Source organism: Stenotrophomonas sp. STK16_22 (genome assembly GCF_051984505.1).
Classification (GTDB): Bacteria; Pseudomonadota; Gammaproteobacteria; order Xanthomonadales; family Xanthomonadaceae; genus Stenotrophomonas; species Stenotrophomonas maltophilia_A.
This window is the reverse complement of sequence record NZ_CP196972.1, coordinates 4682906-4696838: the sequence shown is the minus strand read 5'-3', so window position 1 is coordinate 4696838 and position 13933 is coordinate 4682906. Positions and strand designations below refer to the sequence as shown.

Below are 13933 nucleotides of genomic sequence, written 5' to 3'. Positions count from 1 at the left end.
GCCACGTCCCTGGCGCGTCCTGCGCCTGCGGTCACGCCATCAGCGCACCTTGCGCTCGTCCACCAGCGACGCCACCACCGACGGATCGGCCAGGGTCGAGGTGTCGCCAAGCTGGTCCGGTGCGTTCTCGGCGATCTTGCGCAGGATGCGGCGCATGATCTTGCCCGAGCGGGTCTTCGGCAGGCCCGGCGCCCACTGCAGGTGGTCCGGCGTGGCGATCGGGCCGATCTCCTTGCGTACCCAGGCGACCAGTTCCTTCTGCAGCTCGTCGCTCGGAGCCTCTTCGGCCACCAGGGTGACGTAGGCGTAGATGCCCTGGCCCTTCACGTCGTGCGGGAAGCCGACCACGGCCGCTTCGGCCACCTTCGGGTGCGAGACCAGAGCGCTTTCCACTTCGGCGGTGCCGATGCGGTGGCCGGACACGTTGATCACATCGTCCACGCGGCCGGTGATCCAGTAGTAGCCGTCTTCGTCGCGGCGGCAACCGTCGCCGGTGAAGTAGCTGCCCGGGTAGGTGCGGAAATAGGTATCGATGAAGCGCTGATGGTCGCCGTACACCGTGCGCATCTGGCCCGGCCAGGAATCGCGGATGATCAGGTTGCCCTCGGTCGGGCCGTCCTGGATCTCGCCATCGGCATTGACCAGCGCCGGCTGCACGCCGAAGAAGGGCAGGGTGGCCGAGCCCGGCTTGAGGTCCATCGCGCCGGCCAGCGGCGAGATCAGGATGCCGCCGGTCTCGGTCTGCCACCAGGTATCGACGATCGGGCAGCGACTGTCGCCGACCACCTCGTAGTACCAGCGCCAGGCTTCCGGGTTGATCGGTTCGCCGACGCTGCCGAGCAGGCGCAGCGACGCGCGCGAGGTCTTCTTCACCGGCTCCTCGCCTTCGCGCATCAGTGCGCGGATGGCGGTCGGGGCGGTGTAGAAAATGCTCACCTTGTGCTTGTCGATGACGTTCCAGAAGCGCGAGGTGTCCGGGTAGTTCGGCACGCCTTCGAACATCAGTGAGGTCGCGCCGTTGGCCAACGGGCCGTACACGATGTAGCTGTGGCCGGTGACCCAGCCGACGTCGGCGGTGCACCAGTAGATGTCGTCCTCGCGCAGGTCGAACACCGCTTCATGGGTGTAGGCCGCGTACAGCAGGTAGCCGCCGGTGGTGTGCAGCACGCCCTTCGGCTTGCCGGTGGAACCGGAGGTGTAGAGGATGAACAGCGGGTCTTCCGCGTTCATGCGTTCCGGTTCGCAGGTGGCCGGCTGACTGTCCACCACATCGTGGAACCAGCGGTCGCGCGGGGCCTGCATGTCCACCGCACCGCCGGTGTGGCGCACCACCAGCACGGTTTCCACGGTATTGGTGCCCGGCAGCTTCAGCGCGGCATCGACGTTGGCCTTGAGCGGAATCCTGCGGCCACCGCGCAGGCCCTCGTCGGCGGTGATGATCAGCTTGCTCTGGCAGTCGCTGACGCGGTCGGCGATCGAGTTCGGCGCGAAGCCACCGAACACCACCGAGTGGATCGCACCGATGCGCGCGCAGGCCAGCATGGCCACGGCGGCGTCGACGATCATCGGCAGGTAGATGGTGACCCGATCGCCCTTCTTGACGCCGAGGTTGCGCAGCGCGTTGCCGAGGCGGCAGGTGCGCTCGTACAGCTCGCGATAGGTCACGTGCTGCGCCGGTGCGTCCGGGCCGTCCGGCTCGAACAGCAGGGCGGTCTTGTCGCCACGCTTCTCCAGCTGGCGGTCCAGGCAGTTCACGCTGGCATTGAGCTCGCCATCTTCGAACCACTTGATGTGGAAATCGGACAGGTCGTAGCTGACGTTCTTGATCTTCGTCGGCTTGCGCATCCACTCCAGGCGCTCGGCGGCCTTGCCCCAGAAACCATCCGGGTCGGTCACCGAAGCCTGGTACTGCTGTTCGTACGACGTCTTGTCGATGCGTGCCTTGGCGGCGAACTGCGGATCGACGGGGTAGATATCAGCCATGGCACCCTCACTTGCACGTTGACTTTGTATGTGCGGTCGCAGCATCGCAGCGACCGATCCCCTTCAGTTTGCCCCATCCACCCCCGGCCGCGTCACCAGTCTGGTTAGACCATGGTCGAAAGTGAGCGCCCAGCAGGGCCGGGTTCGACCAATGGCGAATAGCCGCTATACATAATCGCCCCGCAGTCTCGGCTCGACCGTGCCCCACGCGCGGCATCACCTTGCCACTTGGGAGAGAGGGCAACATGAGCCACCGTACGTTGAAAGCCGTGCGCAAACCTTTGGCGGCCTGCCTGTTGGTCGCCCTGGTCGCACCGGGCATGGCGTTCGCTGAGACCGCCAAAGAGAAAGCGCTGGAAGCACGCGTTGCCGAACTGGAACGCCAGGTCCAGCTGCTGCTGTCTTCGCAGCAACAACAACAGACCCAGATCAGCCAGACCCAGCAGGCGGTGACCGAAGTCCGCACGGTGCAGGCCGAGCAGAAGCCGGTCGCCTCGGTGCCGGCGGACAAGCAGCCGATCCAGGTCACCACCATCACCCCGGGCGCCGCGCCGGGCACCACGGTCAAGATCGGCGGCTTCATCAAGGCCGATTTCCTCGCCACCCAGACCAGCGATGGCCAGCTGGCCGACGACGCCACCGGCCGCTCGCTGTACCTGCCGGGCCAGACCCCGGTGGAAGGCGCCGGCGGCAGCGGCAAGCGTTCGGGCACCGATTTCAACGCCCACGCCAAGTTCTCGCGCTTCAACCTGGGCATCGACAACGTGAGCGAATCGGGCAACAAGGCCGGTGCGTTCTTCGAGATGGACTTCTTCGGCAACTCGCTGGGCAACCAGACCGCGACCAATACCTACGGTGTGACCCTGCGCCACGCCTACATGTACTGGAACAACTGGATGGCCGGCCAGACCTGGTCCAACTTCATGGACGCGGCCGCACTGCCGGAAGCGGTCGACTTCGTCGGTCCCACCGACGGCGTGATCTTCGTGCGCCAGGCGCAGGTGCGCTACACCCAGGGTGGCTTCAGCGTCGCGCTGGAAAACCCGGAAACCACCACCCTCACCGGTACCCGCAACCCGGTCACCGGCGCCTGGACCAACGCCAGCGCCAACTCCGATCGTGGCAGCCTGCCTGATCTGACCATGCGCTATGGCTGGAAGGGCGACTGGGGCACCTTCGGTGTCGGCGGCATCGTCCGCCAGCTGAAGGTCGACAACCAGGCCACCGGCACCAAGGCCGACAAGGTGGCCGGCGGCCTGACACTGGGCGGCAAGTGGGTGATGGGCGACAGCGATTCGCTGCACTACCAGCTGACCGGCGGCGAAGGCATCGCCCGCTACATCGGCCTGGGCATCACCGCCGACAGCGCCTACGACGTGGCCCGCGACGAGCTCAACCCCACCGGCGTGCTGGCCGGTTACGTGGGCTGGCGGCATGCGTTCTCGCCGAAGCTGCGCACCAACCTGATCTATGCGCGCAGCGACTACGACAACGACAGCATCCTCGGCCCGCTGGTGACCAAGAGCGTGCAGAGCATCCGCGGCAACATCTTCTACTCGCCGCTGCCCAAGGTCGATATCGGTGCAGAGCTGATGTACGGCCGTCGCGAAGTGGAGAACGGCAACAAGGGTGACATCACCCGGTTGCAGTTCACCACGAAGTACAGCTTCTAAGAGCGTGCCGGCCAGCGGCCGGCACCTACCGAGATGGGGTGCCGGCCAAGGTCGGCATCTACCGAGATGGGGTGCCGGTCACGGTCGGCACCTACCGAATTGTGTGCCGATCAACGGTCGGCACCCACCAACAACGATTGCTTCGGAGGGGAAGCGTCCCATGTCCAGTACACCCAGCACCGCCCATAAAGCGGGCACCCTGACCAAGGGCCACAAGAAGGTCATCTTCGCATCGAGCCTCGGCACGGTGTTCGAGTGGTATGACTTCTTCCTGTACGGCTCGCTCGCGGCCATCATCGCCAAGCAGTTCTTCAGTGGCGTCAATGAAACCACGGGCATGATCTTCGCCCTGCTGGCGTTCGCCGCCGGCTTCTTCGTACGCCCGTTCGGCGCGGCCTTCTTCGGCAGCCTCGGCGACCGCATCGGCCGCAAGTACACCTTCCTGGTCACCATCCTGATCATGGGCATCTCGACCTTCCTGGTCGGCGTGCTGCCCAACTACGCTTCGATCGGTTTCGCCGCGCCGGTGATCCTGATCATCCTGCGGCTGGCCCAGGGCCTGGCGATGGGCGGCGAGTACGGCGGTGCCGCCACCTACGTGGCCGAGCACGCGCCGGACGACAAGCGTGGCCTGTACACCAGCTTCATCCAGTGCACCGCCACGCTCGGCCTGTTCCTGTCGCTGCTGATCATCCTGGCCTGCCGCATGACACTGGGCAACGAGGCCTTCGAAGCCTGGGGCTGGCGCATTCCGTTCCTGGTGTCGATCCTGCTGCTGGGCATTTCGGTATGGATCCGCCTGCAGCTGAGCGAATCGCCGCTGTTCCAGCAGATGAAGGCTGAAGGCAAGGGCTCCAAGACCCCGTTCCGCGACAGCCTGAAGGGCGGCAACCTGAAGCTGATGTTGCTGGTCCTGCTCGGTGCGGCGGCTGGCCAGGCCGTGGTCTGGTACGGCGGACAGTTCTACGCGCTGTTCTTCCTCAGCAGCATGCTGAAGGTCGATGCCACCACCTCCTACCTGCTGATCGCCGCAGCGCTGGCACTGGGCACGCCGTTCTTCATCTTCTTCGGCTGGCTGTCCGACCGCATCGGCCGCAAGAAGATCATCCTGGCCGGCTGCCTGCTGGCGGCCATCACCTACATCCCGATCTTCAAGGGCCTGACCCACTTCGCCAACCCGGCCATCGAAGAAGCCCGCAGCAGTTCGCCGGCGCTGGTCGTCGCCGATCCGGCCACCTGCTCGTTCCAGTTCGATCCGGTGGGCCTGCGCAAGTTCACCAGCTCCTGCGACGTGGCCACCGCCGCGCTGACCAAGGCCGGCGTGCCGTACGACGTGCAGCCCGCCGCCGCCGGTTCGCTGGCGATGGTGAACGTGGGCAGTGCCAGCGTCACTTCGTATGAAGCCGCTGGCCTGACCAAGGAAGACGGCAAGGCCAAGGCTGATGCCTTCGGTGCGGAGCTGAAGACCGCCCTGACCACCGCTGGTTACCCGGCCAAGGCCGATGGCGCACGCATCAACATCGCCGGCACGATCTTCATGCTGTGGCTGCTGGTGCTGTACGTGACCATGGTCTACGGCCCGATCGCCGCCTACCTGGTCGAACTGTTCCCGACCCGCATCCGCTACACCTCGATGTCGCTGCCGTACCACATCGGCAACGGCTGGTTCGGTGGCTTCCTGCCGGCGATCTCGTTCGCACTGGTGGCCGGTACCGGCAACCTGTACTACGGCCTGTGGTACCCCATCATCATCGCGCTGATGTCGGTGGTGATCGGCGGCCTGTTCCTGCGCGAGACCAAAAACGTGGATATCACCAAGTAACCGGCGCGCCGACCAACGGTCGGCACCCACCGGGTTTCAGGGGCCGCGGTGCAGACCGTGGCCTTTCTGTTTGTGGGGTGGCGACTGGGGTCGGATCCCTTTCGCGCGCGAATGGGCTCCGACCCCAACCGCAGGACGCGCTACTCCGGGCATCCATGGCTGGGCTCAAACTGCCGCCTTGAAAACGCTTCGATGCAGAACCGACGCTGCGCGCTCTCATCGCCTGCCTGGCGGATCTGCCTGCGCAACTGGTCGGCTCCCGGGCAACGCGCAGCGCGAGCGACAACGAGGTTGCACACAGGAACAAACGGGAAGTCGACGTCATGGCGTGGAGTGTTCAGCTTCTCGTCCCAGGCCGCGAACGGAAAGAGCACATGTAACAAGCCATCTGCGGCCTCGTCTTCGCTCGGTCGCGTGAGGGCGACATCCGGTGCATCCCTGAGCAAGGTGGCATAGGCTTCCAGAAAGCGACGGCCCCGACTATCGTGCTCTGCAGGTGTCTTCGCCTGCCGCAATGCTGTGTAATACGGGAAGAGGCTGTCTACATCGGGTCCGCTGCAGATCACGCCGGACGACCGTGAGCTGTCATTGACAGGGGTCTGTACACGGCAGGTCGTACGCTCAAGCCTCTCTGCAAGCGCCTCGAGCACCCTGCCAATACTGGCACCGGGTGTGGCATCGCCCTCGAGCTCGCCGACGACGGCGGCCAGGGTGTCGCCCAGCAATGGGATGTGTTCGTGCTCGGCGTTCAGGTCGATTGCCGCGACATCAATGGACTGCTCGCTGGCATCGGAAACTCCGGGCATGAGAAGACATCCGGTCAGAAATGCAAATACGCGTCGCATCTACGCATGTTTTTGGAGGTGGGACACCACCTTCAGCACGCTAACGTCGTGAAGCAATGAAACAAGTACGAATCTACATATCAGCCCAGTACTCAATCGTACCGATGCGAGGTGACGTATCCAGCCACACGGAACACTGGGACTTCTAGCAAGAACTGCCAACTTATGACGCAAATGACCCGAATTCCCTTTGTTCGCCAGTGCGTCCCATAGCATGGGTGATTCATCGAATCGGATCGGGGCATGCGCAGCGTACTTCTGGCAGCGATCATCACTGTCTCAGCGTCATCGCCCGACGCAGAAACGCATGTAGCTGCCGACGGTGCGGCACCGCAGGGAAGCCTGCGAGTCGAGGAAAGATCGCCCGTGATCAAACAACTATGCAAGACAGAGAAGGTCTGGCTGTCCTGGAACAACGCCGTACCAAGCGCAACATTGGTGACCTGCGACTGCAGTTGCACATCGCATGACAACTCAGGATGGCTTGTCGAGGCGCAACCGGAAGTCGGCACCTATCGGGTACATCGCGTCTCTCTCGGAAAGGTCTCCAGTCCCACGGAGCTCCGTCGGGCGGGCGTGCGGATTCAGGACATCGTCTCGTCGCATCCGTGGTGTTCAGGCGCCAAACCGAGCATGCCGACGAATGCCGTGTTTGCGACGTTGGTGAAGCAGCCCACGGAATCGGGCGATGAGCCTTACTGCTTTACGCCCCACTTCTTCGTAGGTGATCGGAATGTCCCCCTGAATAGGATTCCAATGTCGGGCGAACAGTTCTCCGACGCGCCCGCAGCAGAATCAGCACTGATCGCGCGGGAGGTCGAGATGCTGCGTGACTGGAGGCGGGAGTTTGCGCCTGAGTAGGGCATTGGTGCCCTCGGACAAGAAATGAGGGCTATACATCATGGAGTTTCAGTGATGCTTGTTTTGAAGCGCGTGGTGCTGGCATTTCTTGCTGGCCCACCTCTGCTCTTATCTTCTTACGCGGTGGATGCCAGTGCGATCTACGGCGTCAACCACACCCATTGGGCGATCAACCGGTTCAGTGTCGATGGCCGTTCGGCCGTTGACAGCATTGGTCCGTATCAAGGGGGCGGTGGAGGGTGCTGTTACATGGCTCCAGATCAGTGGCAGCCAGGGATGATGGTACGGGTCGATTGGGAAACCGGGACAGGGAGTACAGCGGGATTCCCTGGGTTTGCAGATGAGGCGAAGTACGACGCTTGGCTGCAACAAATCGAGGCACAAAAGCGCAGGCACAGCAAAGTCGTCCCCGTCCCGGATTACACCAACCAGAAAGTCTGCGGCATCACCGTGCATTTCCTGCCCTGCGATGAGATTCAGGTCACCACCTCCTGTTACGCCTACGGCAGCCCTGAGTATCCGATCAAGATTCCGCTTGAGTTGCCAGAACCGCCGTCATGCCCGGCAGAGCGTACCGAGCAGCAGAAGGCGTAGTGAGGGACGGGATTGCATGCGAGGGTGAGCGCATGCACGTTGGTGGCGAGGTTCCCGAATGAGACCCCGTGCGAAGGCGTGAAGGTTGGCATGCGAGTCGAGCACGGCTCGACCCTACAATCGGCCCATGACCACCACCGCCCCCGCCGACCTTCCCGCCCTCCTGCACACCCTGCGCAGCGCCTGGCAGGCCCAGCGCCCTTCGCTCGACCAGCGCGAAGCCGACCTGCGCCGCCTGCGCGAGGCGTTGAAGCCGCGTCTGGACGAAATGGCCCAGGCCATCGCCGAGGACTTTGGCCATCGCGCCCACGTCGAATCGAAGCTGGCCGATGGCATGAGCGTGCTGTCGGCCATCGACCACCTGCGCCGCCACCTGCGCCGCTGGTCGAAGCCGCAGCGGGTGGGCGCCGGTTGGCGATTGTGGCCGGCGCGCGCGCAGCTGCGGCCGACGCCGTTGGGCGTGGTCGGGGTGATCTCGCCCTGGAACTACCCGGTCACGCTGGCATTGGTGCCGCTGGCCACCGCCATTGCCGCCGGCAATCACGTGTTGCTCAAGCCCTCCGAACACACGCCGTGCACCAGCGCGTTCCTGGCCGATCTCCTGGCCAGCGTGTTCCCGCCCGATCGGGTGGCGGTGGTGCAGGGTGGGGCGGATGTGGCGGCGGCGGTGTCCTCGCTGCCGCTGGACCATCTGCTGTTCACCGGCTCGACGGCGGTTGGCCGCAAGGTGATGGCGGCCGCCGCCGAGCATCTGGTGCCGGTCACGCTGGAACTGGGCGGCAAGTCGCCGGCCATCGTCTGCCGCGATTTCCCGCTGGACAAAGCCGCCGCGCGGCTGGCTACCGGCAAGTGGTTCAACGCCGGGCAGACCTGCATCGCGCCGGATTACGTGCTGATCGATACTGTGCGTCAGCGTGAGTTCGTGCAGGCGCTGCAGCAGCAGGTACGCGAGCGCTACGGCGACTTCAGCGATGCCGACGATTACACGCGCATCATCAACGAAGGCCAGTACCGGCGCCTGCAGGGCTATCTGGCGCAGGCGCGCGAACGTGGCGTGCCGGTGATTCCGTTGGCGCAGGTGGATGAGGCGCGCGCCGACCGCGAGCGCCTGCTGGTGCCGACCGTGGTGCTGGACCCGCCGGACGACCTGGACCTGATGCGCGAGGAGATCTTCGGGCCGATCCTGCCGGTGCGGGCTTACCCGGATCTGGATGCTGCGCTGGCCGACGTACTGTCCCGCGACCGGCCGCTGGCGCTGTATCCCTTCAGCCATGACCGGGCCACGGTGGAGCGCATCCTCGGCCAGGTGGTGGCCGGCGGGGTGACAGTGAATGACACGCTGCTGCACTTCGCCGCCGATGGTCTGCCGTTTGGCGGGGTAGGGGCCAGCGGCATGGGCGCGTACCACGGCCGGGCCGGGTTCGATGCGATGAGCAAGCGGCTGCCGGTACTGTGGCAGTCGCGCTGGGCCGCCAGCGACCGGCTGCGACCGCCGTATTCGAAGATTGCGGGGTTGTTGAAGCTGCTGCTTCGGTGACGTCGCTGGGGTTCATGGGGTTGCCGGCCAGCGGCCGGCACTACCGGTAGGTGCCAACCAGCGCGGCCCCTTCCGGTGGGTGCCAACCTTGGTTGGCACGCGTGAACCCCATGCGCCAACCAAGGTTGGCGTCTACCAAACCTGGGCCGGGTAGAATGCCCCCATGAAGATCGCCTCGTGGAACGTCAATTCGCTCAATGTCCGTCTGCCGCACCTGGAGCAGTGGCTCAAGGACTTCGGCCCGGACATCGTCGGTATCCAGGAAACCAAGCTGGAGGACCACAAGTTCCCCGATTCGGCGCTGATCGCCGCCGGCTACCGCAGCGTGTTCGCCGGCCAGAAGACCTACAACGGCGTGGCGCTGCTGTCGCGTGAGCCGGCGCAGGACGTGCAGATCGGCATTCCCGGCTTCGAGGACGAACAGAAGCGCGTCATTGCCGGTACCTTCGGCGACCTGCGGGTAATCAACCTGTACGTGGTCAATGGCCAGGACATCGGCACCGACAAGTACGACTACAAGCTGCGCTGGCTGGAAGCGGTGCATGCCTGGATCGCCGAGGAACTGCAGCGGCATCCGAAGCTGATCGTGATGGGTGACTTCAACATCGCCCCGGACGCGCGCGATGTGCACGACCCGGAGGTGTGGAACGACAACCACATCCTGACCTCCACCGCCGAGCGCGGCGCGCTCAACAAGCTGCTGCAGCTGGGCCTGCACGATGGCTTCCGCCTGCACAACGACGAGGCGGGCACCTTCAGCTGGTGGGATTACCGTGCCGCCGGCTTCCGCCGCAACCTGGGCCTGCGCATCGACCTGACCCTGGTCTCCGATGCGCTGAAGGGCAGCGCGGTGGCCTCGGGCATCGACCGCGAGCCGCGCACCTGGGAACGCCCGAGTGACCATGCGCCGGCGTGGGTGGAAGTAGAGTCGAGCTTGCTCGACTGATCTCCCATGCAGTCGAGCAAGCTCGACTCTACAGAACGGGGCCCGACGATTGCCGGGTCCGTTCTGGAACATCTGCCGGCCAGTGGCCGGCACTACCCTCGGATCACCGTATGCTCTTGCGGGTGAACAGGTTGACGATCGCCAGCAGGATCACCGCACCGATCAGCGAGAACAGGAAGGTGCGGAGGGTGATCGCTTCGTTGATGCCGCCGCCGAACAGCCAGCCGGAAATCAGCGCGCCGACGATGCCGACCACGATGTTGAGGATGATGCCCTGCTGGGCATCGCGCTTCATGATGATGCTGGCCAGCCAGCCTACGATGCCGCCGACGATCAGCCAGATGATGATGCCCATGATCGAACCTCCGGTGGGGAACTGTGACCAGTTGACGCGCACGGCCGTGAACCCGTCGTGGAATTGCGTGATGGGCGCGTGCGGATGAGCCTGCCAGCCACCCTTGACGGCCCGTGGCGCTTCGGTCCGGTGACGGTCTGGCGGCGCCCGCACGTGCCGGGCCACCGCGGCGAACCGCAGGCGCGGCAGGTGCTGGCGCAGGCGCTGGGCGCCGACCCGGACACGCTGCCGCTGGTCCGCGATGACAAGGGCCGGCCGGAGCTGAGCGGCGCGTTGGCCCACTACGGCACCGGCTGGAGCCACAGCGGCGAGGTGCTGCTGGTGGCGCTGGGCGAGGGCGTGCGGTTGGGCGTGGACCTGGAACTGCTGCGCCCGCGGCCGCGTCTTCTGGAAATCGTGCAGCGCTTCTTCCACCCCGAGGAAGTGGCCTGGCTGGAAAGCCTGGACGAGGCCGGGCGCGAGCACTGGTTCTTCCGCGTGTGGTGCGTCAAGGAGGCCATCCTGAAGGCGCACGGGCAGGGCATCTCGTTCGGCCTGCACCGCCTGCAGCTGGCACCGGGGGCCGATGGCGCCCTGCACCTGCGCTGGTGCGACCCGGAACTGGGCGAGGCCGCGCGCTGGCACCTGCACGAATGGCAGGCCACCGGCCAGTTCCGTGCGGCATTGGCCTGGTATCCACACTGAAGCGGGGAATCAGCGCGCAAAACCGGCGATAATGGCGGCATGAGCGAACACCCACTTCCCGCCAGCGTGGCTGCCACGCTGGAACAGGGCCTGGCCAGCATGGGCCTGGACGCCGCGCTGGCGCCGCCGCTGCTGCGTTACCTGGCCCTGCTGCACCGCTGGAACGGCACCTACAACCTCACCGCCATCCGCGATCCGCAGGAGATGGTCACCCGCCACCTGCTCGATTCACTGGCGATGCAGCCGTTCGTGGCCGATGGCAGCCTGGCCGACCTCGGCACCGGCCCCGGCTTGCCCGGCATCCCGCTGGCGATCGCCTGCCCGGGCCTGCAGGTCACCCTGGTGGAGAGCAACGGCAAGAAGGCGCGCTTCATGCGCGAGGCCGTGCGCCAGCTCGGTCTGGGCAATGCCCGCGTGGCCGAATCGCGCGCCGAGGCGCTGGACGAAGCTGGCCACTACGACCAGCTGACCGCGCGTGCGATGGACACCCTGGCCGGCATCGTCCGCGTCGGTGGCCATCTGTTGCGCCCCGGCGGCGTGCTGTTGGCCATGAAGGGCGTCTATCCGCATGAAGAGATCGCGGAGCTGCCGGCTGGCTGGCAGGTGCGCGAGGTGACCCCGTTGAGCGTGCCCGGCCTGGCCGGCGAACGCCACCTGGTCACCGTTACAGGTCCCTGATTCCCGCCGCCAGCCCTTTGTGGAACAACGGGTTGGCGATCCACGATTTCCGCAAGGGGCCGGTTGTACGCATAATGACCGGTCCCAACCATCCGTCGACGAGGCACACCCGCATGGCCCGCATCATCGCCATCGCCAACCAGAAGGGTGGCGTCGGCAAGACCACGACCGCCGTCAACCTGGCCGCTTCCCTGGCCAACGCACCCAAGCGCGTGCTGTTGGTCGACCTGGACTCGCAGGGCAACGCGACCATGGGCAGCGGCGTGGACAAGCGTGAGCTGGCGGCCTCCACCTGCGATCTGCTGCTGGGCGAGAACAGCGCCGCCGATGTGCGCGTGCAGACCGCCGAAGGCTACGACCTGCTGCCGGGCAACATCGACCTGACCGCCGCCGAGATCCAGCTGATGGGCCAGAGCGAGCGCGAGCAGCGCCTGAAGCGCGCACTGGCGCCGATCCGCGACGAGTACGACTACATCCTGATCGATTGCCCGCCGGCGTTGTCGCTGCTGACGCTCAACGCGCTGGCCGCCGCCGATTCGGTGATCGTGCCGATGCAGTGCGAGTACTACGCACTGGAAGGCCTGAGCGCGCTGGTGGAAACCATCGAAGCGCTGCGCACCAGCCTGAACCCGGCGCTGGAGATCGAAGGCGTGCTGCGCACCATGTTCGACGTGCGCAACAACCTGGCCAACGCAGTGTCGGCCGAGCTCACCGAGCACTTCGGCGACCGCGTGTTCCGCACCATCGTGCCGCGCAACGTGCGCCTGGCCGAGGCGCCCAGCCATGGCCAGAGCATCGTCGGCTACGACCGCGCCTCGCGCGGTGGCGTGGCCTACCTGGGCCTGGCCGGCGAGATCATCCGCCGCAACAACGAACGCAACAAGGCCGCCAAGGCCGTGGAGACCGTCTGATGACCAGCAGCAAGCCGGCAGCCAAGAAGCGAGGCCTCGGCCGTGGCCTGGATGCGCTGCTGGGCCCGAAAGGCGCGGTCAGCCAGGTGCAGGCCACCACTGCGGTGATCGAACCGCTGCCGGGTGAAGTGCTGCGCAAGTTGCCGGTCGGCCAGCTGCAGCCGGGCAAGTACCAGCCGCGCCGCGAGATGGACGAGGGCAAGCTCTCCGAGCTGGCCGACTCGATCAAGTCGCAGGGCGTGATCCAACCGATCCTGGTGCGCCAGCTGCCGGCAGGCAACTACGAAATCGTCGCCGGTGAGCGCCGCTGGCGCGCATCGCAGCTGGCCGGCCTGGACGAAGTGCCGGTGGTGGTGCGCGAGCTGGAAGACCGCACCGTCATCGCGATGGCGCTGATCGAGAACATCCAGCGCGAAGACCTCAACCCGCTGGAAGAAGCCGAGGCGCTGCAGCGCCTGATCAGCGAGTTCACCCTGACCCATGCCGAGGCGGCCGAGGCCGTCGGCCGCTCGCGCGCGGCGGTGTCCAACCTGCTGCGCCTGCTGGAGCTGCCGGTGGCGATCCGGCTGCTGCTGGAAACCCGCCGCCTGGAAATGGGCCATGCCCGCGCGCTGCTGACCCTGGCTCCCGAGCTGGCCGGCAAGCTGGCGCAGGAAGCGGCCGATGAAGGCTGGTCGGTGCGCGAGGTCGAGCGCCGTGCGCAGGCCTTCGCCGCCGGCAAGGTGCCGAGCAACCGCCCGGTGGCGACGCCGAAGGTGCAGCAGGCCGACATCGCCTCGCTGGAAACCGAACTGTCCGAAGCACTGGGTGCCAAGGTGGCGATCAACCACGGCCGCGGTGGCAAGGGCAAGCTGATCATCCACTACACCGATCTGGATACCCTGGACGGCGTGCTGGAAAAACTGCGTACGCGCCAGGGCTGAGCCCGGCGCAGCGCCAGGGGATGCGGCCTGTTCCTGCCGCGTCCTGCAGATGACAGGGAACGCACCGCCGCGCGCGCCGGGGGATGCACTGCTCTCCGGCCCGTGGCCCATCCAGGGAGCA

General features: G+C 65.8%; 13 protein-coding genes. 10 read left to right on the top strand and 3 right to left on the bottom strand.

Annotated features, from left to right (window positions below; genetic code table 11):
- Nucleotides 1–39 precede the first annotated feature (39 nt).
- A complete protein-coding gene (acs, locus tag ACSYAO_RS21695) occupies nucleotides 40–1983 on the bottom strand; it encodes an acetate--CoA ligase (protein ID WP_049462254.1) in 1944 nt (647 codons plus the stop codon).
- Nucleotides 1984–2228: 245 nt separating this feature from the next.
- Between acs and ACSYAO_RS21690 the strand changes: the two genes are divergently transcribed.
- Both ACSYAO_RS21690 and ACSYAO_RS21685 read left to right on the top strand, forming a co-directional pair.
- Nucleotides 2229–3656: a DcaP family trimeric outer membrane transporter gene (locus tag ACSYAO_RS21690; RefSeq protein WP_049462255.1), complete on the top strand. Its 1428-nt coding sequence runs from the start codon at nucleotides 2229–2231 to the stop codon at nucleotides 3654–3656.
- A gap of 160 nt (nucleotides 3657–3816) precedes the next feature.
- The gene (locus tag ACSYAO_RS21685; RefSeq protein ID WP_049462256.1) at nucleotides 3817–5478 is read left to right on the top strand and encodes an MFS transporter; all 1662 of its coding nucleotides are present in this window, start codon (nucleotides 3817–3819) and stop codon (nucleotides 5476–5478) included.
- Between the two features lie 140 nt (nucleotides 5479–5618).
- On the opposite strand, the gene ACSYAO_RS21680 is transcribed toward ACSYAO_RS21685, so the two are convergent.
- The gene (locus tag ACSYAO_RS21680; protein WP_049462257.1) at nucleotides 5619–6284 is read right to left on the bottom strand and encodes a hypothetical protein; all 666 of its coding nucleotides are present in this window, start codon (nucleotides 6282–6284) and stop codon (nucleotides 5619–5621) included.
- A 282-nt stretch (nucleotides 6285–6566) separates the two neighbouring features.
- Between ACSYAO_RS21680 and ACSYAO_RS21675 the strand changes: the two genes are divergently transcribed.
- The 4 genes from ACSYAO_RS21675 (at nucleotide 6567) to xth (ending at nucleotide 10261) form a co-directional block, all read left to right on the top strand.
- Nucleotides 6567–7184: a hypothetical protein gene (locus tag ACSYAO_RS21675; protein ID WP_149908942.1), complete on the top strand. Its 618-nt coding sequence runs from the start codon at nucleotides 6567–6569 to the stop codon at nucleotides 7182–7184.
- 54 nt (nucleotides 7185–7238) lie between these two features.
- Nucleotides 7239–7778, top strand: a complete 540-nt coding sequence (locus ACSYAO_RS21670) for a DUF3304 domain-containing protein (protein WP_049462259.1) — start codon at nucleotides 7239–7241, stop codon at nucleotides 7776–7778.
- A gap of 127 nt (nucleotides 7779–7905) precedes the next feature.
- Complete coding sequence (locus tag ACSYAO_RS21665; RefSeq protein WP_049462260.1) at nucleotides 7906–9315, top strand: coniferyl aldehyde dehydrogenase; 1410 nt, start codon at nucleotides 7906–7908, stop codon at nucleotides 9313–9315.
- A 163-nt stretch (nucleotides 9316–9478) separates the two neighbouring features.
- The gene (gene xth, locus ACSYAO_RS21660; protein ID WP_049462261.1) at nucleotides 9479–10261 is read left to right on the top strand and encodes an exodeoxyribonuclease III; all 783 of its coding nucleotides are present in this window, start codon (nucleotides 9479–9481) and stop codon (nucleotides 10259–10261) included.
- A gap of 103 nt (nucleotides 10262–10364) precedes the next feature.
- On the opposite strand, the gene ACSYAO_RS21655 is transcribed toward xth, so the two are convergent.
- Nucleotides 10365–10616, bottom strand: coding sequence for a GlsB/YeaQ/YmgE family stress response membrane protein (locus ACSYAO_RS21655; protein WP_014648887.1), 252 nt, complete (start codon nucleotides 10614–10616; stop codon nucleotides 10365–10367).
- Nucleotides 10617–10700: 84 nt separating this feature from the next.
- Between ACSYAO_RS21655 and ACSYAO_RS21650 the strand changes: the two genes are divergently transcribed.
- From ACSYAO_RS21650 to ACSYAO_RS21635, 4 genes are all read left to right on the top strand, one after another.
- Nucleotides 10701–11300 (top strand): 4'-phosphopantetheinyl transferase family protein, encoded by a 600-nt coding sequence (locus tag ACSYAO_RS21650; RefSeq protein ID WP_049399162.1) that lies wholly within the window; start codon nucleotides 10701–10703, stop codon nucleotides 11298–11300.
- 39 nt (nucleotides 11301–11339) lie between these two features.
- Entirely contained in the window at nucleotides 11340–11978 is a 639-nt protein-coding gene (gene rsmG / locus ACSYAO_RS21645) for a 16S rRNA (guanine(527)-N(7))-methyltransferase RsmG (RefSeq protein WP_012512505.1), read from the top strand.
- Nucleotides 11979–12091: 113 nt separating this feature from the next.
- The gene (locus ACSYAO_RS21640; RefSeq protein ID WP_005411653.1) at nucleotides 12092–12889 is read left to right on the top strand and encodes a ParA family protein; all 798 of its coding nucleotides are present in this window, start codon (nucleotides 12092–12094) and stop codon (nucleotides 12887–12889) included.
- Complete coding sequence (locus ACSYAO_RS21635; RefSeq protein WP_005411652.1) at nucleotides 12889–13812, top strand: ParB/RepB/Spo0J family partition protein; 924 nt, start codon at nucleotides 12889–12891, stop codon at nucleotides 13810–13812. Before ACSYAO_RS21640 ends, ACSYAO_RS21635 begins: the two co-directional genes overlap by 1 nt.
- Nucleotides 13813–13933: the final 121 nt, after the last annotated feature.

Coding starts and splice junctions, on each gene's coding strand:
- ACSYAO_RS21665 (WP_049462260.1), top strand. CDS start 7,906: ATGACCACCACCGCCCCCGCCGACCTTCCCGCCCTCCTGCACACCCTG.
- ACSYAO_RS21685 (WP_049462256.1), top strand. CDS start 3,817: ATGTCCAGTACACCCAGCACCGCCCATAAAGCGGGCACCCTGACCAAG.
- rsmG (WP_012512505.1), top strand. CDS start 11,340: ATGAGCGAACACCCACTTCCCGCCAGCGTGGCTGCCACGCTGGAACAG.
- ACSYAO_RS21635 (WP_005411652.1), top strand. CDS start 12,889: ATGACCAGCAGCAAGCCGGCAGCCAAGAAGCGAGGCCTCGGCCGTGGC.
- ACSYAO_RS21690 (WP_049462255.1), top strand. CDS start 2,229: ATGAGCCACCGTACGTTGAAAGCCGTGCGCAAACCTTTGGCGGCCTGC.
- ACSYAO_RS21680 (WP_049462257.1), bottom strand. CDS start 6,284: ATGCCCGGAGTTTCCGATGCCAGCGAGCAGTCCATTGATGTCGCGGCA.
- ACSYAO_RS21675 (WP_149908942.1), top strand. CDS start 6,567: ATGCGCAGCGTACTTCTGGCAGCGATCATCACTGTCTCAGCGTCATCG.
- acs (WP_049462254.1), bottom strand. CDS start 1,983: ATGGCTGATATCTACCCCGTCGATCCGCAGTTCGCCGCCAAGGCACGC.
- ACSYAO_RS21640 (WP_005411653.1), top strand. CDS start 12,092: ATGGCCCGCATCATCGCCATCGCCAACCAGAAGGGTGGCGTCGGCAAG.
- ACSYAO_RS21670 (WP_049462259.1), top strand. CDS start 7,239: ATGCTTGTTTTGAAGCGCGTGGTGCTGGCATTTCTTGCTGGCCCACCT.
- ACSYAO_RS21650 (WP_049399162.1), top strand. CDS start 10,701: ATGAGCCTGCCAGCCACCCTTGACGGCCCGTGGCGCTTCGGTCCGGTG.
- ACSYAO_RS21655 (WP_014648887.1), bottom strand. CDS start 10,616: ATGGGCATCATCATCTGGCTGATCGTCGGCGGCATCGTAGGCTGGCTG.
- xth (WP_049462261.1), top strand. CDS start 9,479: ATGAAGATCGCCTCGTGGAACGTCAATTCGCTCAATGTCCGTCTGCCG.